Source organism: Geodermatophilus bullaregiensis (assembly GCF_016907675.1).
GTDB lineage: Bacteria > Actinomycetota > Actinomycetes > Mycobacteriales > Geodermatophilaceae > Geodermatophilus > Geodermatophilus bullaregiensis.
The window spans coordinates 498,673-517,450 of the sequence record NZ_JAFBCJ010000001.1 but is presented as its reverse complement, the minus strand read 5'-3'; the positions used below and the strand labels follow the sequence as shown (position 1 = coordinate 517,450).

The 18,778-nt window shown below is 76.8% G+C and carries 17 protein-coding genes and 1 pseudogene; 10 read left to right on the top strand and 8 right to left on the bottom strand.

Annotated elements, in window-relative coordinates; genetic code table 11:
* Window positions 1–38 precede the first annotated feature (38 nt).
* The gene (hisG, locus tag JOD57_RS02310) at window positions 39–905 is read left to right on the top strand and encodes an ATP phosphoribosyltransferase (RefSeq protein ID WP_204690425.1); all 867 of its coding nucleotides are present in this window, start codon (window positions 39–41) and stop codon (window positions 903–905) included.
* Between the two features lie 12 nt (window positions 906–917).
* Window positions 918–1,361 carry an SSI family serine proteinase inhibitor gene (locus JOD57_RS02305; protein WP_204690424.1) on the top strand — a complete coding sequence of 148 codons (444 nt, stop codon included), beginning with the start codon at window positions 918–920 and terminating at the stop codon, window positions 1,359–1,361.
* Window positions 1,362–1,522: 161 nt separating this feature from the next.
* Here the strand turns inward: JOD57_RS02305 and JOD57_RS02300 are convergent, their stop codons facing one another.
* Window positions 1,523–2,515, bottom strand: coding sequence for an oxamate carbamoyltransferase subunit AllH family protein (locus JOD57_RS02300; protein ID WP_204690423.1), 993 nt, complete (start codon window positions 2,513–2,515; stop codon window positions 1,523–1,525).
* 284 nt (window positions 2,516–2,799) lie between these two features.
* Between JOD57_RS02300 and JOD57_RS02295 the strand changes: the two genes are divergently transcribed.
* Window positions 2,800–4,725: a PucR family transcriptional regulator gene (locus JOD57_RS02295; protein WP_204690422.1), complete on the top strand. Its 1,926-nt coding sequence runs from the start codon at window positions 2,800–2,802 to the stop codon at window positions 4,723–4,725.
* 46 nt (window positions 4,726–4,771) lie between these two features.
* Complete coding sequence (locus JOD57_RS02290) at window positions 4,772–5,524, top strand: DUF5995 family protein (protein WP_204690421.1); 753 nt, start codon at window positions 4,772–4,774, stop codon at window positions 5,522–5,524.
* Between the two features lie 76 nt (window positions 5,525–5,600).
* On the opposite strand, the gene JOD57_RS02285 is transcribed toward JOD57_RS02290, so the two are convergent.
* On the bottom strand, window positions 5,601–7,175 hold the full coding sequence (locus JOD57_RS02285; protein ID WP_204690420.1) for a UDP-N-acetylglucosamine 1-carboxyvinyltransferase: 1,575 nt from the start codon (window positions 7,173–7,175) through the stop codon (window positions 5,601–5,603).
* 86 nt (window positions 7,176–7,261) lie between these two features.
* Here JOD57_RS02285 and JOD57_RS02280 point away from each other — a divergent pair, with 86 nt between their 5' ends.
* The 3 genes and pseudogenes from JOD57_RS02280 to JOD57_RS27180 all read left to right on the top strand — a co-directional run bounded on the left by JOD57_RS02280 (window position 7,262) and on the right by JOD57_RS27180 (window position 9,025).
* A complete protein-coding gene (locus tag JOD57_RS02280; RefSeq protein ID WP_204690419.1) occupies window positions 7,262–8,011 on the top strand; it encodes an SDR family oxidoreductase in 750 nt (249 codons plus the stop codon).
* Window positions 7,944–8,459 (top strand): annotated as a pseudogene (locus tag JOD57_RS27185) (DMT family transporter); the annotation flags it as partial. The gene JOD57_RS02280 and the pseudogene JOD57_RS27185, both read left to right, overlap by 68 nt.
* A complete protein-coding gene (locus JOD57_RS27180; protein ID WP_372440295.1) occupies window positions 8,444–9,025 on the top strand; it encodes an EamA family transporter in 582 nt (193 codons plus the stop codon). The pseudogene JOD57_RS27185 and the gene JOD57_RS27180, both read left to right, overlap by 16 nt.
* A gap of 172 nt (window positions 9,026–9,197) precedes the next feature.
* On the opposite strand, the gene JOD57_RS02270 is transcribed toward JOD57_RS27180, so the two are convergent.
* Genes JOD57_RS02270 through JOD57_RS02260 form a run of 3 tightly spaced genes read right to left on the bottom strand, consistent with a single transcriptional unit; the run spans window position 9,198 to window position 10,865 of the window.
* Window positions 9,198–9,473 (bottom strand): pyridoxamine 5'-phosphate oxidase family protein, encoded by a 276-nt coding sequence (locus JOD57_RS02270; protein WP_204690418.1) that lies wholly within the window; start codon window positions 9,471–9,473, stop codon window positions 9,198–9,200.
* Between the two features lie 51 nt (window positions 9,474–9,524).
* Window positions 9,525–10,385 carry a DUF998 domain-containing protein gene (locus tag JOD57_RS02265; protein WP_239568061.1) on the bottom strand — a complete coding sequence of 287 codons (861 nt, stop codon included), beginning with the start codon at window positions 10,383–10,385 and terminating at the stop codon, window positions 9,525–9,527.
* 51 nt (window positions 10,386–10,436) lie between these two features.
* Window positions 10,437–10,865 (bottom strand): hypothetical protein, encoded by a 429-nt coding sequence (locus JOD57_RS02260; protein WP_204690416.1) that lies wholly within the window; start codon window positions 10,863–10,865, stop codon window positions 10,437–10,439.
* 137 nt (window positions 10,866–11,002) lie between these two features.
* Here JOD57_RS02260 and JOD57_RS02255 point away from each other — a divergent pair, with 137 nt between their 5' ends.
* On the top strand, window positions 11,003–12,157 hold the full coding sequence (locus JOD57_RS02255; protein ID WP_307824388.1) for an MFS transporter: 1,155 nt from the start codon (window positions 11,003–11,005) through the stop codon (window positions 12,155–12,157).
* Between the two features lie 179 nt (window positions 12,158–12,336).
* On the opposite strand, the gene JOD57_RS02250 is transcribed toward JOD57_RS02255, so the two are convergent.
* Together JOD57_RS02250 and JOD57_RS02245 are read right to left on the bottom strand one after the other, a co-directional pair.
* Entirely contained in the window at window positions 12,337–12,540 is a 204-nt protein-coding gene (locus JOD57_RS02250) for a hypothetical protein (RefSeq protein ID WP_204690415.1), read from the bottom strand.
* A gap of 76 nt (window positions 12,541–12,616) precedes the next feature.
* Window positions 12,617–12,943, bottom strand: coding sequence for a hypothetical protein (locus JOD57_RS02245; protein WP_204690414.1), 327 nt, complete (start codon window positions 12,941–12,943; stop codon window positions 12,617–12,619).
* A gap of 231 nt (window positions 12,944–13,174) precedes the next feature.
* Here JOD57_RS02245 and JOD57_RS02240 point away from each other — a divergent pair, with 231 nt between their 5' ends.
* Entirely contained in the window at window positions 13,175–15,808 is a 2,634-nt protein-coding gene (locus tag JOD57_RS02240; RefSeq protein ID WP_307824387.1) for an ExeM/NucH family extracellular endonuclease, read from the top strand.
* Between the two features lie 49 nt (window positions 15,809–15,857).
* Here JOD57_RS02240 and malQ read toward each other — a convergent pair whose 3' ends face one another.
* Complete coding sequence (gene malQ / locus JOD57_RS02235; RefSeq protein ID WP_204690413.1) at window positions 15,858–17,753, bottom strand: 4-alpha-glucanotransferase; 1,896 nt, start codon at window positions 17,751–17,753, stop codon at window positions 15,858–15,860.
* Window positions 17,754–17,857: 104 nt separating this feature from the next.
* On the opposite strand from malQ, the gene JOD57_RS02230 reads away from it, so the two are divergent.
* Window positions 17,858–18,775 (top strand): helix-turn-helix domain-containing protein, encoded by a 918-nt coding sequence (locus tag JOD57_RS02230; RefSeq protein WP_204690412.1) that lies wholly within the window; start codon window positions 17,858–17,860, stop codon window positions 18,773–18,775.
* Window positions 18,776–18,778: the final 3 nt, after the last annotated feature.

The following is an 18,778-nucleotide window of genomic DNA, read 5'->3' as shown; positions in this document are numbered from 1 at the left end:
CGAGGGCCGTTCCATCCGCTTCCCGAAGGAGACAGACCGTGCTGCGTGTCGCCGTCCCCAACAAGGGCGCCCTGAGCGAGCCCGCGGCCGAGATGCTCGACGAGAGCGGGTACCGCCAGCGGCGCAGCACCAAGGACCTCGCCGTGTACGACCCCGACAACGACACCGAGTTCTTCTACCTGCGCCCGCGCGACATCGCGGTCTACGTCGCCGCCGGCACGCTCGACGTCGGCATCACCGGCCGGGACATGCTGCTGGAGACCGCGCCGGCCGACGGCGAGGGCCACTCGGCGGTGGAGGTCATGCCGCTGGGCTTCGGCCGGTCCTCGTTCCGGTTCGCCAGCCCCGTGGAGTCGGGCATCGACGCGGTCGAGCAGCTGGCCGGCAAGCGGATCGCCACCGCCTACCCGGTGCTGCTGCAGCGCTTCCTCGACGAGTCGGGCATCAGGGCCGGGGTGGTCAAGCTCGACGGCGCGGTGGAGACCGCCTGCCGGCTGGGCGTGGCCGACGCGGTGTGCGACGTCGTCGAGACCGGGACGACGCTGCGCGCGGCGGGTCTGCGGATCATCGGCGAGCCGGTGCTGAGCAGCGAGGCCGTGCTGGTCCGCCGGGCGGGCGCCGAGGAGGTCCCCGCCGTCGCCCAGCTGCGCCGGCGGCTGCGCGGAGTGTTGGTCGCCCGGCAGTACGTGATGCTCGACTACGACTGCCCCAACGAGCTGCTGGAGAAGGCCACCGCGCTGACGCCCGGGCTGGAGGGCCCCACGGTCAGCCCGCTGCAGACGGAGAACTGGTCGGCGGTGCGGGCGATGGTCCGGCAGAGCGACACCAACCGGGTCATGGACGAGCTCTGGGAGCTCGGCGCCCGCGCCATCCTGGTGACCAGCATCCACGCCTGCCGGATCTGATGAAGGACCCCCGTGCGCCGGCTGCTGCTGCTCGCCGCGCTGGCGCTGCTGTGCGCGGCCTGCGCCGAGCAGGGCGGCGGCGCGGCACCGGGCACCACCGGCCCGGGGACGGCGACCGGTGACGAGCTGGTCGTCGAGGTCGACCGCGGCGACGGCAGCCCGCCCGAGCGGTACACGCTGACCTGCGGCGAGGTCCCCGGCGGGGACCACCCGGACCCGCAGGCGGCCTGCGCGCACCTGGCCGCGATGGACGACCCGTTCGCGCCGCTGGCGCCCGACCTGGTCTGCACCGAGGAGTACGGCGGCCCGCAGACCGCCCGCGTGACCGGGACCTGGCGCGGGTCCGGCGTCGACCTCGCGCTCTCGCGCACCGACGGCTGCCGGATCAGCCAGTGGGACTCTCTCGGCCCGCTGCTGCCCGGCCCGGTCGGCGTCGACGACCAGCTGCCCGACTGAGCCGCCTGCCCGGCCCGGCCGAGCGGGTGCGCCGACGCCGCACGACGGGCTCCGCGGTGCGGCGTCCGCGCACGTCGTCGCGACGCCGGTGGCCGTGCGCGTCGCGCAGACGACAGCGGCCCCCGCCCCGGGTGGGGAGGGGGCCGCGGCGGAGGACCGGCTCAGCGCACCCGCGTGGTCCGGTCGACCAGGTCGATGGCGGTGCACAGACCCAGCGCCATGGCCCGGCCGCTGGTGGAGCCGGTGGCCAGCAGGCCGGCGATGGCCGGGCCCAGCGGGCGCTCGCCGACCAGGCCGTGCAGCACCGCCGCGTACTCGCCGCTGACCCGGCCGGCCGCGGCGTGCCGCAGCAGCGCCCGGGACAGCTCCGTGGTGCGCCCGGCGGCCAGCGCGTAGACACCGGCGGCGAACCGCTCGGCGGACGGGTGCCCCAGCAGGACCAGCCCGGCCATGCAGCCGGCCATGACGTCGTCGCCGGCCGGGGTCAGGCCGGGACCGAGGCCCACGAGCCGCGCCGCGGTGCGCAGCGCCGCGTCGAGGTCGGCCCGGCGGACGGCGCCGCGCAGCGCGGCCAGCGGACCGCCCGGCCCCGCGGGCAGACCCGGCAGGGTGAACGCGCTGTGCGGGACGCCCTCGCCGTAGAGCGTGGTGCGCAGCTGCCGCACGCCCTCCGGCAGCAGCGCCGGGCGCAGGCTGGGCAGCCGCGGCCGCGGGTCCCACCACGCCGCGGCACGCACGACCAGGTCGCCGACGACGATGCGGCCACCGCCGACCTCGGCGGGCGCACCGGCCGGCAGGTTCACCAGCGGGCGGCCGTTGCTCGGGCGGAACAGCACGCAGCCCAGGGGCAGCCGGGCGGCGTCGCTGGTCAGCACGCCGACGACGTCGCTGCCGCGGTCGGTGGACACCTGCAGGTACACGGCGGCCGGTGCGCTCATGAGCACGCGCGCCGGGCGCACGGGTCCGCGGAGCAGGTCGGCGACGCCCGTGCTGGCCGAGGCCGGGACGGCCGACGCCGCGCGCGCCGGTGCCGCCGTGCGCACCGTCTCCTGGGCCGAGGCGCGGGGCAGGGGGATCGTGGGGACGCCCGCGCGGGCGGCGCGCCCGCGGACGGTGGCCTCGGAGTCGGTGGTCGTGTGGTCGATGGTGCGCATGGCAGGCCCTTCACCGTCGCTCGGCGGGGCGACCCTCCACTCGGGGCTCCCGCCCGGACCGGTCCTCCCGCCGTGGCAGCCGGGGCGCCGTGTGCGGCGACCGCCTACCATCCGACGGACGGAACGAACCGGGTCTCGAAGCTAAGCGGCGCGTCGCACGTCCTCGTATGGCGAATGTGGCCAAGAATGAGGGTGGCCGTCCAGGCACACCTGCCAGGTTCCTGCAACTCGACAAGGACGATGGCCGACGAGGAGGGCGAGTCGTGACTCAGGGTGAGGTCTCGATGACCTCAGGGCTGTACGCCGCCGCACCACTGCCGTTCCAGCGCAGGTGGCACGGCACCGGCGCGGCCCGGACCGCCGCGGCCCGCGACGAGCGGTCCGGGTGGCGCGACCGGGTCGGTCTGCGGGTCGACGAGGCCCTGCACCTGCCCCGGCTGGCCGGTGCCGAGGTGGTCGCCGGACGGGCCGGCGTGGAGCGGGTCGTCCGCCACATGGTCGTCGACGACCCGGCGGCACCGCTGGCCGCCGCGGCCCCCGACGTCCTCGTCGTCCTGGGTGCCCGGCTGCCCCCGGCCGACCCCGCCGACTGCCGGGCGCTGGTCGAGCGGCTCGACCAGCTCGGCACCGCCGCGCTGGCCTACCGCCGCACCGAGGGGCCGCCGCCGGTCCCGGCCGAGGTGCTCGCCGAGGCCGACCGGCGCGGGCTGCCCGTCGTCGCCCTGCCCGCGACCGTCCGGCTGGACGAGGCGGTCTCGGAGGTGCTGGGCGCGGTCGTGCGCAAGCAGGGCGAGGCGCTCGTGCTCTCGGCCCGCATGCACGACCAGTTCATCGACGTCGCGCTCTCCGGCGGGGGGCTGGCCGAGGTGACCGACCAGCTGGCCACCTTCCTCGAGGGCGCCGCGGTGCTGGGCCTGGGGCCCGACCGCGAGATCGTCACCACCGCTGGCCCGCCGGGCGAGGTCGCCGAGATCAGCGACTGGCTGTGGCTGCTCGACGCCGAGGCCGAGGACGAGCTGGCCCTCATGGCGCCCTCGAGCCGGGTCTCGGGCGTGCGCGCCGACCAGACCGTCGTCACCCCGGCCGACGTGCTCGCCGACGCCGACCTCTCGCCGGCCGACGGCATCCTGCTCGTCCCCGGCCACCACGAGCTGCCCGGCGGCATCGGGGAGTACGCCGTCGCGCCGATCATGGCCGGGGACCAGCGGCACGGCTGGCTGGTCGCCGTCCACCGGACCGGGCAGATGGTGGTCGGCGCCGGCGGTGTCCTCGAGCGGGCCGCGGTCGTCTCGGCGCTGTCGGTCATCCGGCAGCAGGCCGTGCACTCGGTCGAGCTGCGCTTCCAGGGCGACCTGGTGCGCCGGCTGGTCGCCGGGTCGCTGCGGCACACCGAGCGGGCCCTGGCCCAGACCCGCTCCTTCGGCTGGCGGCTCGACGGCCCGGTCGTCGTCCTGGTGACCGCGACCGAGACCGCCGCCGATCCGCAGGCCGACCCCACCCGCGCGCTCGACGTCCTCGACCGGCTGGCCGACGGCTGGCGGGCGGCGCTGGAGTCGGAGGTCTCCGGCGCCGCGGTGGCGGGGCTGTCCACCGAGATCGTCACGGTGCTCCCGCTCGACGAGCGGTCGCCGGAGGAGATCACCGCCCTGGTCACCGCGGTCACCTCGCGGGTGAACGCGCGGGTGCGCCGGGTGGGCCGCGTGCTGGCCACCGGCATCGGCCGCCCGGCGCTGTCGCTCTCGGCGCTGGGGGAGGCCCACCAGCAGGCGCAGCGGGCGCTCGGCGTGGGCCAGGAGATCCACGGGACGGCCGCGGTCACCCACTTCGACCAGCTCGGCGTCTTCCGGCTGCTGTCGCTCATCCCCGACAGCACGGAGCTGCGCACCTACGTCGACGAGGTGCTCGGGTCGCTGGCCGACGCCGCCGACCCCGACTCCGCCGACCTGCGCGAGACGCTGCGGGTGCTGCTGGAGACCAACCTCAACGTGGCCGAGTCGGCCCGCCGGCTGCACTTCCACTACAACACGATGCGCTACCGCATCGGCAAGCTCGAGCGGCTGCTCGGGCCCTTCACCACCGACCCCACGCTGCGGCTGAACCTCCTGCTGGCGCTGCACGCGGCGCGGATGCGCGGGCTGGACCAGCCGCACCGGCCGCCGGTCGACTCCGGTCTGCTGCCGCCCGACGACGGCTTCGACGCGCTGGTCTGAGGACGCCCGGGGGCGGGTGCCCCCGGGCTCGGGCACCATCGGCGGGGTGACCGCACCGGTGGAGGAGCTCGTCGGCCGGATGGAGGAGCTGCTGTCGGCGCTGGAGGCCGCCGGCGACCCGGGGCGCTTCTTCCTCGGCACCTACCTGCGCACCACCCGGGCGGTCGACGCCGCGATCGACGGCGGGCTGTTCGAGGACCCGGAGTGGGTGACCGCCTGGGACGTCGACTTCGCCGGGCTCTACCTCGACGCCCTGGAGGCGCACCGCCGCGACCCGGCCGCCCCGCCCGCGCCCTGGCGCGAGGCGTTCGGCACGGGCCCGGCCACCCGGCCGGAGGGGCACGTGCTGCTCGGCATGAACGCGCACATCAACTTCGACCTGCCGCAGTCGCTGGTGCGGGTGATCGGGCCGGCCGACCTCGCCGACGCGGCGGTGCTCGAGCGCCGGCGCCGTGACCACGAGCGCATCGACGCCGTCCTGGCCGGCCGGGTGGCGGAGGAGGACGTCGCCCTGCAGGCGGCCGGGAGCCGGCGGACGCCGGTCGACCGGCTCCTGGCCGGGGCCAACCGGACGGCGGCGAAGGTGCTGCTGCGCGAGTCCCGGCGCAAGGTCTGGGCCAACACGATGGTGCTGCACGAGGCGCGGCTGGCCGGCCCGGAGGCGTACGCCCGGCGGGTCGCCCAGCTCGAGGCGGTCAGCGCCGCGCGGGTCCACGACCTGCGCCGTCCGGGTCCGGTGCTGCTGCGGCTGGCCGTCCGCGGCTTCGGCGTCGAGCTGCCGGCGGCCCAGGAGCGCTGACCCCTGGCGGGATCGCGCGATCTCGTCCGCCGGGAGTGCCCGGGACGGACGAGATCACGCGATCTCGACGGGGGCGTCAGTCGGAGAAGACCTCGATGGAGGCGCCCATCTCGACCAGGCGCTCGTAGAGGTGCTCGTAGCCGCGGGCGATGATGTCGACGTTGCGCAGCACCGACGTGCCGCGCGCGGCCAGCATCGCCAGCAGGATGCACACGGCCGGGCGCAGCGCCGGCGGGCAGACCACCTCGGCGCTGCGCCAGCGGGTCGGGCCGGTGACGAGCACCCGGTGCGGGTCCATGAGCCGGACGTCGGCGCCCAGGCGGGTCAGGTCCGACAGGTGGATGGCGCGGTTGTCGTAGACCCAGTCGTGGATGAGCGTCGAGCCGGTGGCCGAGGCGGCGATGACCGCGAAGAACGGCAGGTGGTCGATGTTGAGGCCCGGGAACGGCATCGGGTGGATCTTGTCGATCGGGGCCTTGAGCTGGGACGGCGAGATGGTGACGTCGGCCAGCCGGGTGTGCCCGTTGTCGGCGCGGTACTCCGGGGAGAGCGTGTAGCGCAGCCCCATCTCGGCCAGCACGGCCAGCTCGATCTCCAGGAACTCGACCGGGGCGCGGCGGACGGTCAGCTCGGAGCCGGTGACGATCCCGGCGGTGAGCAGGCTCATCGCCTCCACCGGGTCCTCGCTGATCGTGTAGTCGACGTCGGCGTCGAGGACGGTGCAGCCGTGCACGGTCAGCGTCGTCGTCCCGAGGCCCTCGACGCCGACGCCGAGCAGCTGCAGGTACAGGCAGAGGTCCTGGACCATGTAGTTGGAGCTGGCGTTGCGGATGACCGTGGTGCCCTCGGTGCGGGCGGCGGCCAGCAGCGCGTTCTCGGTGACGGTGTCCCCGCGCTCGGTCAGCACGATCGTGCGCCGCGCGGTGGCCGTCGGGTCCACGCGGGCGTGGTACTCACCGGCGTGCGCCTCGATCGCCAGGCCGAACGGGCGCAGCGCGATCATGTGCGGCTCGACGGTGCGGGTGCCGAGGTCGCAGCCGCCGGCGTAGGGCAGCCGGAAGCTGCGGGCCCGGTGCAGCAGCGGACCGAGGAACATGATGATGCTGCGGGTCCGCCGGGCGGCATCGGCGTCGATGCCGGCCAGGTCCAGCTCGTCGGGCACCTGCAGGGTCAGGTCGCGGCCGGCGTCGTCCCAGGTGGCCGAGACGCCGATCGAGCGGAGGACGTCGAGGATCCGGTCGACCTCCACGATGCGGGCCACGTTGCGCAGCGTCGTCCGGCCGCGGTTGAGCAGCGAGGCGCACAGCAGGGCGACGGCGGCGTTCTTCGACGACTTCACCGTGACGCTGCCGCGCAGCGGCGTGCCTCCGGTGACCCGCAGGTGCGTGGGACCGGCGGGCCCGACGGCGACCAGCTCGCTGTCGAGGGCGTCGGAGAGCCGGCCGAGGAGCTCGAGGGTGAGGTGCTGCCCGCCCTGCTCGATGCGGGCGACGTCGCTCTGGCTGGTGCCCAGCCGCTCGGCGAGCTGCTGCTGGGTGAGCCCCCGGTGCCGCCGGGCGTCGCGCACCAGCAGGCCGATCCGGTGGGTCGCGCCGGCCGCGAGGACCGAGGGCGCGGACGTCGCGGGAGGGGTCGGGTCGGTCGCCGTCACGGGAGGCCACGTTATCTCGCAGGTGAGATGCCCCCGCAGGGGCGCGCCGGTGGAACGAGGCGGACCGGTCCGGCCACACTGCAGGAGTGGACGTACTGGTCACCGGAGGCAGTGGTCAGCTGGGCCGTGCGCTGGTCCCCGCGCTGCAGGGCGCGGGGCACCGGGTGCGGCAGATGTCGCGCCGCGGGACGGGGCCGGGCGGGGTGCGCGGCGACCTCGCCACCGGCCGCGACCTCGCGCAGGCGACGGCCGGGGCGGAGCTGGTGGTGCACGCCGCCAGCGACCCGCGCGGGGACCCCTGGCAGGTCGACGTCGCCGGCACCCGCCGGCTGGTGCAGGCGCTCGACCGCGGCCGGCTGCAGCACCTGGTGTACGTCTCGATCGTCGGCGTCGACCGGGTCCCCTACGGCTACTACCGGGCCAAGTTCGCCGCCGAGCAGGTGCTCCTGGCCTCCGGACTGCCGGTGACGCTGGTCCGGATCACGCAGTTCCACACCTTCGTCGACGAGATGCTCGCCACCGCCCGCCGCGGGCCGGTGCTGCCGGTGCCGATGAGCTGGCAGGCCGCGCCGGTCGACGTCGCCGAGGCCGCCGGCTTCCTGGCCGAGGTGGCCGGACGGCCGGCCACCGGTGACGTCGTCGAGTTCGGCGGGCCGGAGGTGCTGACGGCGGCCGACCTGGCGCGGGCGTGGGCGGCCGCCCGCGAGCCGGGCGTGCACGTGGTCGCCACGCCGCTGCCCGGCCGGCTCAGCGCGGCCTTCCGCGAGGGTGGCGTGCTGCCCGGGCCGCGCGCCGAGCGGGGACGGCGCACCTACGCCGAGCACCTCCGCGCCTGAGCGCGGCGTCCCTGCCCTTCTCCGCACCCGGGCTGCCACGTCCGGGAACCGCCGGCCGGCCGTCGTCCCCGGCACCTGGGGTCGGGACGTGACCCGGAGTCCTGCCGCGCCGGTGCCGGCCGCCGTCGTCGTCACCGTCCTGGCGTGGGCCTCGGCGTTCATCGGCATCCGCGCGGTCGGCGACGACCTCTCGCCCGGGCCGCTGGCGCTGGGCCGGCTGCTGGTCGGGACGGCGGTGCTCGCCCTGCTGTCCCTGCGGCGCGGCTGGGTGGCACCGACCCGTCGCGAGTGGGGTCTGGTCGCCGTCTGCGGGGCGGCCTGGTTCGGCGTGTACGACGTCGCCCTCAACGCCGCCGAGCAGCACCTCGACGCCGGGACGACGGCGATGCTGGTCAACACCGGCCCGATCCTCATCGCCGTCCTCGCCGGGGTGTGGCTGGGCGAGGGCTTCCCGCGGCGGCTGGTGGCCGGCCTGGTCGTCGCCTTCGCCGGGGTGCTGCTGATCGGCCTGGCCGGGCGCGACGGCGGGGCGGACCTGGCCGGCGTGGTGCTGTGCCTGGTCGCGGCGGTCACCTACGCGGTCGGCGTGGTGGCGCAGGAGCCGGTGCTGCGCCGGCTGCCGCCGCTGCAGGTCACGCTCACCGCCTGCGCGATCGGCGCGGTCCGCTGCCTGCCGTGGGCCGGCGTCCTGGCGCAGGAGCGGCCGCGGCGCCGGCGTCGTCGGTGCTCGGGACGGTCTACCCCGGTGTCGTGCCGACGGCGCTGGCGTTCAGCACGTGGGCCTCCGCGCTGGCGCGGACCCCGGCCGGCCGGCTCGGCGTCACCACCTACCTGGTGCCGCCGCTGGTGGTGCTGCCGTCGTGGCTGCTGCTCGACGAGGTGCCGCCCGCGCTCGCGGTCGCCGGTGGCGCCGTCTGCCTCGCCGGGGTGGCCCTGGCGCGCAGCCGCGGGCGGGTGCGCAGGCCGGCGCCGGCGGTGGCCGGGGCCGAGGTCGGGACCGCGGCCTGGAGGTAGGCGCGCGGGTCGACCGCCGGCGGCAGCTCGCCGGGCACGATCCGCCGCCCGCTCACCGACGTGGGGATGACCCGCAGCCAGCGGCCGTGCTCGACCGGCGCCCACGGCTGCACGCCGGTGGCCTCGGTGCGCGCGACCAGCTCGGCGCGGTGCCCGGGGCCGACCTCCTCGGCTACGCCGCGGACCAGCACGCTCCAGCCGCTGCGGGTGCGCGGGTCGATTCGTCGACCTCGAAGGTGACGTTGGCGTGGTCGGCCGCGGCCAGCTTGGTGCCCGGCGAGGTGCGGATGACGATCGTCGTGCCGTCCATCGCGTAGGTGACCGGGACGACCAGCGGGTGGTGCTCGGCGTTGACCGTGAGCCGGCCGATCTCCTGGGTGGCCAGGAGCCGGTGGCACTCGTCGGCGGGGAGCTCCTCCAGCGTGGGTCCGGTCTCCGCGGCGGTCATGCCCCCATCGTGGCCGGGGCGGGGACCGGCCGCGACCGGTTCCGGACCGCGCTACTGCCCGCGGCGCCGGCGGGGATCGGCCCAGGGGTCCTCGGGGTCGAGGTCGTCGTCGGCGCGGTCGTCGGCGCGGTCGTCGGCGGCGGTGCGGGTCACCGGCGCGGCCGGCGCGGCGGGGCGCTCCGGCGTCGCCGCGGACCGGCGGCCGGCGGCCTCGAGGGCGTCGTCGCGCTCGGCGGCGGCGCGGGCCCGGGCGTCGCGCTCCTGCTCCCGCTGCCGCGCCTTCTGCTCCCGGCGGGAGGGGCGGTCGGCGTCGGGCGTCGGGCGGGTGCGGGTGCGGGTGAACCGCCACAGCGTCGGCCCGGCCAGCGCCAGCCCGACCGGCAGCACGTAGGCCGCGGCCCGCTCGGTGCCGCCCTCGCCGAGGAACCCGACCACCCCGGCGCCGTAGAAGACGGTCATCGCCGTCCCGAACAGGCCGAGCAGCGCCAGCGTGGTGCCCAGCGCCTCCGACCACGGCCGGACGGCGTAGGCCAGCGCGATCAGCCCCAGCCCGCCGCCCACGAGGTACAGGGCGGCGCCGGCGGTGTGCAGCGACGGGGAGGTCAGCCGCGGGAAGACGCCGACCAGCAGCACGCCGAGCGCCGCCGTCCCCAGCAGCGCCACCGCCGGGCGCGCCGCCCTGCCGCGGAGCGCGGGGAGCAGGGCCACCGCGCCGGCGCCGATGAGACCGGCCTGCACGACGAAGGAGGCGTTCATCAGCGCCGAGCCGGGCCAGGTGGCGTCGCCGAGCGCGCTGACGACGTCGGCCGAGCGGGAGTAGGGCAGGCCGGCGCGCAGCTGGACGACCGTCTCGACGACGAAGAACTGCAGCGTCAGCAGCCAGGCGAGGGCACCCCCGGCGATCCGTCTCATCGGCACACGGTCCATGGTCCCAGCCTCCCCGTGGTCTCCCCGGGTGGTGCCTCAGCGCTGGCGGCGCCCGGGGAGGTGGGCGAGGACGGCGGCGTACTGGGCGGGCGTCAGGTACGAGGGGTTGCTCCCCGCCGGCATCCGCAGCACCTCGGCGTCACGGGCGACCGGGTCGGCCAGCAGGTCGGCCCGCGGGACGGGGGCGGGCAGCAGGGTCACCCGGACGTGCACCGACGGCCCGCCCGCGTCCTCGGTGACCTCCCCGGCCACCACGCCTGCGGCGTGCACGCCCGGGCGGTCGCGGCCGGAGAGCCACAGCAGGACCGGCTGGCCGGGTGCCATCAGCTCCAGCCGGTAGGAGCGGCGCAGGCAGCGGGAGAACGCGTGCTCCTCGCCGGCGCGCCAGCCGGGGACGACGGCCGACGGCGGGCGGGCGGTCTTCACCACCCAGCAGGCGACGTCGGCGGGCAGCAGGCGGGGCACCGGCCCATCCCAGCAGGCAGGCACGATGGGGCCGTGCGCCGCCTCCCCGTCCCGCCCGGGCCGCGGCGCTGACCGGGGGAGGGCCCGGGCTGCCGCACGGTCACCGCGCCGGGGAGCCGGGCCTGCGCCGCGCGTCGGTGGCGGTGTTCCTCGCCGGGCTCGCCGTCTTCGCCCTCCTCTACGCGCCGCAGGCCCTGCTGCCCGAGCTGACCCGCGCCTTCGGCGTCTCGCCGGCCGCCGCGACCCTGTCGGTCTCGGCGGCGACGGCGGGGCTGGCGGTCGGACTCCTCGTGCTCGGCCCGCTGTCGGACCGGATCGGCCGCACCCGCGTCCTGCGCACCGCGCTCGCGACGGCCACCGGGCTGGCGGTGCTGCTGGCGCTCGTGCCGGCGTGGGAACCGCTGCTGGTGCTGCGCGGCCTGCAGGGCTTCGCGCTGGCCGGGCTGCCCGCCGTCGGGGTGGCCTACCTGCGCGAGGAGCTCGACGCCTCGGTGAGCTCCCGGGCGATCGGGCTGTTCGTGGGCGGCACCGCGATCGGCGGCCTGAGCGGCCGGGTGGTGGCCGGGGCGCTGGCCGACCTCGGCGGCTGGCGGACGGCGCTGGGCGCCATCGCGGTCCTGGCGGTGGCCTGCACCGCCGCCGTCTGGGTGCTGCTGCCGGCGTCCCGCCGCTTCGTGCCGGTGCCGCGCGGGACGCCGGTGCTGCAGCAGCTCGCCCGCGGGTTCGGCGACCCGGTGCTGCTCGGGCTCTACGGGCTGGCCGCGCTGCTCATGGGCGGCAACGTCGCGGTCTACAACGCGGGCACGTTCCGGCTGGAGGCGCAGCCGTACGGGTTGTCGCCGACGCTGGCCGGGCTGGTGTTCCTCACCTACCTGCTGGGCTCGGTGAGCTCGCCGCTGGCCGGGGGGCTGGCCGAGCGCGTCGGTCGGCGGGTCGTCGTCCCCGTCGCGATCGTCGTGACCGGGGCCGGCCTGCTGCTCACGCTGGCCGCGCCGCTGGCGCTGTTCGTCGCCGGGCTGGCGGTCCTGACCGTCGGCTTCTTCGCCGCGCACGGCGTGGCCAGCGGCTGGGTGGCCGCCCGCGCGGCGCTCGGCGGGCGGGCGGTCGGGCAGGCGGCCTCGCTGTACTCGTTCTGGTACTACGCGGGGTCCTCGGTGGGCGGCACCCTGGCCGGCGAGGCCTGGGCGAGCGCCGGGTGGCCCGGGGCGGTCGCCGTGGCCGGGACCGGGGTGGGCGGCGCGCTCGTGCTGGCCCTGCTGCTCGGCCGCAGCCGGAGCCTGCCGGGCCGCTGACGCGGGCGGGCGCCGGCGCCGGCCGGCGCCCGCCCGTCCAGGGGCCCGCGCGGAGCCCGGTGAGGTGCTGGAACGGCCCTCCTGCAGGGGCCCGCGCCGAGCCCGGTGAGGTGCTGGAACGGCCGTCCTGCAGGGGCCCGCGCCGAGCCTGCGAGGCGTGGAGGCAGGAGGGTCCTTCCTCAGTCGGTGGCCGCGTGGAACTCGGCGCCGGCCGGGTCGGCGTCGTCGGAGTCGACCGCCTGGCGCTCCTGCTCGGTGCGGTGCTGCAGGGCCTCGTCGTTCGGGCGCGGGTCGGTCTTGCCGTGCTCCTGGCGGTCCCTGGGCGCCGACTCCTCGGTGTCCATGACGTCGTCGAGGGTGGGGCGGTCGGGTGGGGTGGTCATCGCGGTACCTCCGCTGCGTCGTCGTCGATCGGTCTCGACCGGAGGCCATAGCCGCCCCGCCGCGGGGGAAACCCGCTCACCGCTGCTCGAGCGACCCGGCCGGGAGCCACGCCTCGACCAGTACCGGGCCGTGCGGGCCGGGCACGGCGTAGGCCACCCGCCCCTGCCAGCCGCCGGGGCGCTGCCGCCACTCCACCAGGAGGCCCGGCACGGTGCCGGGCGCGCCGGGCGGGGCGTGCACCCAGCAGTGCCGGCCGGGGTCCTCCCGCGCGGAGGGCCCGCCGCCGACCGGGAGCGGCGGGGGAGCGGGGTCGACCGGGGGCGCGTCGAACCCCGGTGGCGGGCCGACGCCCGAGCCGGCGGCCCGCTCGCCCAGCGACGGTCGCGACCTGCCCCGGTGCATCCCGCCAGCCACCCCGGCAGTCTGGCACGACCGTCGAACACGTGTTCGGGTCGGCGGTCCCGGCGTTCGCGCTGGTCACGGCGCGTGTCGACTCGTCCACCTGGCGTGCCGAGGTGCCCTCGGGTCACACTGAGCGCACGGAGTCACCTGACCGTCACGTCCCGTTGCCGGGCAGGGCTCCGTGGACGGTCAGCCCGGCTCACGTCCCGGTACCGCTCGAAGGGGTCCTCCGTGCGCTCATCCCCCGGCTCCCGGTGCGTGCTCGCGCGCCGCGCCGCACTCGGCACCGCTGCCGCGTCCCTCGCCGTCGTCGGCCTCCCCGCGGTCGCCCAGGCCGCCCCGCCGGCCACGCCGTTCATCTCCGAGATCCACTACGACAACGCCGGTGCCGACGCGAACGAGTTCGTCGAGGTCCAGCTCCCGGCCGGCACGAGTTCCGCGGGCCTCTCGGTCGTCCTCTACAACGGCTCCGGCGGAGCCTCCTACGGCACGCTCGCGCTGCCCCCGGTCACCGCGCCCGCCGACGCCCCCGCCGTGGTCACCGTGAGCGGTCCGGGGACCGGCATCCAGAACGGTGCTCCGGACGGCCTCGCGCTGGTCGGCCCGGACGGCGTCCTGGAGTTCCTCTCCTACGAGGGGACCTTCACCGCGACCAACGGCCCGGCCGCCTCCACCCCGAGCACGGACATCGGGGTGGCCGAGGGCGACGGCACCTCGGCCACCCAGTCGCTGTCACGGACCCACGACGCCGCGGCGGACGCGCTGGTCTGGGCCGGGCCGGCCGCCGCCACGCGCGGCACTGTCAACCCCGCCGCCACGCCGACGCCGACCCCGACGACCACCTGCGACTCACCGCCGACCCACGAGATCGGCGCGGTCCAGGGCAGCGGTCCCGTGACACCGCTGGCGGGGCAGCAGGTCACCGTCCGCGGCGTCGTGGTGGGCGACGTCCCCGGCCTGTCGGGCTTCTACCTGCAGGACGCCGACGGCGACGGCGACGCGGCCACCTCCGACGGGATCTTCGTCTTCAGCCCCGTGGCGGTCGGCCTCGGCGACACGGTCGTGGTGACCGGCCAGGCCCAGGAGTTCGGCGGGGACCCGGGGCAGCCGGGGCAGACGCAGGTCGGCGCCGGCGGCAGCGCGGTGGTCTGTGCCGACGGCACCGAGGCCGACCTGCCCGACCCGGCGCCGCTCGACCTGCCCGCCGACGACGCCGCCCGCGAGCGGCTCGAGGGCGTGCTGGTCGACCCCGTCGACGACCTCACCGTCAGCGAGGTCTTCGACCTCACCAGCTTCGGCGAGCTGACCCTGTCGCAGGGCGGCGTCCTCGTGCAGCCCACCGAGCTGGCCCGGCCCGGCCCCGAGGCCGCGGCCATCGCCGCCGAGAACGCCCGGCGCAGCATCACGCTCGACGACGGCGTCAGCGCGCGGGTGTCGGTCACCACCCGGCCGTACCTGTCGCCGACCACGCCGGTCCGCGTCGGCGACGTCCTGACCTTCCGGCAGCCGCTCGTCCTGGGCCACGGCTTCGGCGCCTGGCGGTTGCAGCCGGCCGACGGCACCGCGGAGGGCACGTTCGACCCGCAGGACACCCGGCCCGGCGCGCCCGACGAGGTCGGCGGCGACGTGCGGATCGGCGCGTTCAACGTGCTCAACTACTTCCTCACCCTCAGCGGCTCGAGCGCCCGCGGCGCGACCAGCCCGGCGGAGCTCGAGCAGCAGGCGGGGAAGATCGTCCCGGCCGTCGACGCGCTCGACGCCGACGTCGTCACGCTGATGGAGATCGAGGACACCGCCTCCACCGGCTACGCCGAGACCGCCGACGCCGCCCTGGCCGACCTGGTGCGGCGGTTGAACGCGGACGCCGGGTACGAGAAGTGGGCGTTCGTCCCGATGCCGGAGGAGCTCTACGCGGTCGACCGCGACGTGATCCGCAACGCGATCATCTACCAGGCCGGCGTCGTGCAGCCGGTCGGCGACCCGGTCGGGCTGGTCGACGAGGACGTCTGGGACAACGCCCGCGAGCCGCAGGCGCAGACCTTCGGCAAGGACGGGGACCTGTTCACCGTCGTCGCCAACCACTTCAAGTCGAAGGGCTCCCCGGCCGGCGCCACCGGCGACGACGTGGACGCCGGGGACGGGCAGGGTGCCTGGAACGGCGACCGCGTCCGGCAGGCGGAGTCGCTGGCCGCGTTCATCGGGCAGCTGCGCGAACGCGACCCCGACGTCGTCTCGCTCGGCGACTACAACGCCTACACGCAGGAGGACCCGATCGAGACCCTGCGGCGCGCGGGGCTCACCGACCTGGGATCGGTGTCGGACCCGGAGCGGTTCAGCTACGTCTTCGACGCGCTGTCCGGATCGCTCGACCACGCGCTGGCCACCGCCGAGCTGACCGCCAAGGTGACCGGTGCGGTGCACTGGAACGTCAACTCGGTGGAGTCCTCCGCCTACCAGTACACCGGTGACGAGGGGCTCTACGCGCCGGACCCGTACCGCTCCAGCGACCACGACCCGCTGCTGGTCGGGATCGACCTGCAGGAGCGCTGCGACGGCCTCCTCCCGACGATCCGCGGCACCGCCGGGGACGACGTCCTCACCGGCACCGCCGGTGCCGACGTGGTCATGGGCCTGGGCGGGGACGACACGATCACCGGCGGCAACGCCGGCGACGTGCTCTGCGGCGGCACCGGGGACGACACGCTCGCCGGTGACAACGGCGCCGACGCGCTGCTCGGCGGCTTCGGCGCCGACGCCCTCGACGGCGGCACCGGCGACGACACGCTGGTCGGCGGTCCGGGCACCGACACCCTGACCCCGGGCCGCGGCGCGGGCACCGCGGACCAGGAGGGCGCGGAGTCCTGAGGACGCCTGCCCCCCGACGCTCGCGAGCGTCGGGGGGCAGGGTCCGTCCTCAGGCGCCCTCGCGGGCCTCCCCGCCGGGCTGCTCGCCGATGGCGTCCTCCTCCGGGTCGCGGGTAGCGGCCACGCCCTCGGCCAGCGTCCGGGCCACCTCCTGCAGCAGCCGGTGCGCGGCCAGGTCCTCCACGCGCACGGGCAGCGGCAGCGACCAGTTGGGCCGGTCGGTGGTCCCCGGCATGTTGGGACGGCGCCGTTCGGCGACCGCGTCGTCCAGGGTGGCCGACAGCAGCAGCGACGGTGCGCGGGCCAGCAGCTCGTGCGCCCGCCGGACCGCCGTCTCCGGCTTCGCGTTCCTCCGCAGCCCGGGCAGCTTCTCGAGCAGCGACCTCCGGCCGCGCTCGAGCTCCTCGTCGGTGCCGGTGCCGTACTCGCGCTGCTCCTCGACGTCGGCCCCGCTCCACAGCCCGGCGACCGTCGGCAGGTCGTGCGTGCTGATCGCGGCCATCGCCTCCGCGGGCCACTCGGCCGGGTCGTCGTCCTCGAACCACAGCAGCCGGTAGCCGAGGATCCCGTGCTCGGCGAGGGCCTCGCGGACGCCGTCCTCGACCGTGCCGAGGTCCTCGCCGACGACGACCGCCTGCGCCCGGTGGCTCTCCAGCGCGACGATGTCGAGCAGGTCCTCGGCCGGGTAGCGCACGTAGGCGCCGTCGGCGGCGGTGCCCTCGCCCGAGGGCACCCACCACAGCCGGAACAGGCCCATGACGTGGTCGATCCGCAGGCCGCCGGCGCCGGCCATGGTGGCGCGGATGGACTCGACGAACGGCTCGTAGTCGGCCTCGCGCAGCCGCCACGGGACCAGCGGGGGCGAGCCCCAGTCCTGCCCCTGCGAGTTGAACGCGTCCGGGGGTGCGCCCACCGAGGCACCGTCGGCCAGGACGCCCTGCCAGGTCCAGGCGTCGGCGCCGCCGCCGGCCACGCCGATCGGCAGGTCCTGGATGACGGTCATGCCCTCGGTCGCGCGCTCCAGCTGCAGGTGCAGCGCCCACTGCAGCCAGGCGTGGAAGGCGACGTCGTGCTCGTGCTCGGCGGCGAAGGCGGCGACGGCGTCGCCGCGCGGGTCGCGCAGCTCCTCGGGCCAGGTGTGCCAGTCGGGGCCGTGGACGTCGGCCAGGGCGCTCCAGGTGGCCCAGTCCTGCAGCTTCTGGCCCTGGAACCACCACCAGTCGGGGAAGGCGGGGTCGTCGCGGCCGGTGGCGTCGAAGACCCGGCGCAGCACTTCGCGCTTGCGGGCCCAGACGGCGTCGCGGTCGATCAGCTCGCCCTCCGACAGCGCCCGGCCGGCGTCCTCCTCCAGGTCGACGGCGTCGGCGCCGGGCACCTCCGATACGCGCAGGTACAGCGGGTTGCGGAAGCGGCGGGTGGCCGGCAGGTAGGGGCTGGCCTCCTGCTGCGGTGTCGGGGCGACGGCGTGCAGCGGGTTGACGAGCACGAAGCCGGCGCCCTGCCCGGCCGCCATCTCCCGGACCGCGCGCAGGTCGCCGAGGTCGCCGATGCCCCAGCTGTCGCGGCTGCGGGTGGCGTAGAGCTGCACCGCCCAGCCCCAGGCGCGGTCCTCGGGCAGCCAGCACCGGCCGGGGGAGACGACCAGCCGGCGCCGCGGGCCGTCGGGGACCTGCAGCCAGTGGTAACCCAGCGGGAAGTCCTCGGGCAGCTCGCCGTCGACGTGCCGGGTGGAGCCGTCCTCGAGGGTCACCTCGGCCTCGTCGACCTCCAGGACGTCGCCGGGGCGGGCGACGATCGGAGCGCGGGAGTCGAGGTCCTCGGGCGGTTCGCCGATCACCTCCCGCAGGCGCTCGATCGTGGCCTGGGCGACCTCGTGTTCCTCGTCGAGGGCGTCGAGCCAGGTGGCGTCGATGCCCCACCGGTCGGTGCTGGGGGTGCGTGTCACCCCCCGATCCTCACGGGGCGCGGGGGTGATCGCAGCGCAGACGGACGTGGTGCCGGTCTCGTCCGGTTGACCCTCCAGCGACTGGAGGGTGCAGGGTCCCCGGTGTGGACGACGGGACGCGCCGGACGATCGGCGAGGTGGCCGCCCGGCTCGGCGTGCCCGTGCGCACGGTGCGGTTCTGGACCGACGCCGGCCTGGTCGACCCGCCGGCCCGCTCGCCCGGCGGCTACCGCCTCTACGACGCCGCCGCCGTCGCCCGCCTGGACCTGGTGCGCACCCTGCGCGAGCTGGGCCTGGGCCTGACCGCCGTGCGGGAGCTGCTCGCCGCCCGCCGCACGGTGGCCGAGGTCGCCGCCGAGCACGTGCGCGCCCTCGACGCCGAGATCCGCCTGCTGCGGCTGCGCCGGACCCTGCTGCAGGTCGTCGCCCGCGCCGGCACCACCCCCGAGGAGATGAGGATCGTGTCCGACCTGGCCGCGCTGTCCGCCCGCGAGCGGCAGCAGATCATCGACGGGTTCGTCGACCGGGCCTTCGCCGGCCTGCCCGACGACGCCCCGGGCGCCGGGCTGGCCGGGCCCATGCGGTCGCTGCCGGCCGAGCTGCCCGAGGACCCCGGCCCGGAGCAGGTCGCCGCCTGGCTGGAGCTGGCCCGCCTGGTCGCCGACGACTCGTTCGCCGCGCGGGTGCGCCGGATGGCCGTCGCCGGCGCCGGCGCCACTCCCGGGGAGCCGGACCCCGGGGTGGACGCCGGCCGCCTGCAGATCCTCGGCCGCCGCGCGCTGGCCGACGGGGTGGCGCCGGGCAGCCCGGCCGCCGAGGCGCTGGTGGCCGAGCTGCTCGACGACGGCCGGACGACCGCGCCGGGACGCCGCGCCGCGCTCGCCGACCGGCTGGCCACCTTCACCGACGCCCGCGTCGAGCGGTACTGGCAGCTGCTCGGCGTGCTCAACGGCTGGCCACCGTTCGAGCCGGCGGTGCCGGCCGTGGAGTGGTGGATCGCCGCCCTGCGCGGGGCACCCTGAGGT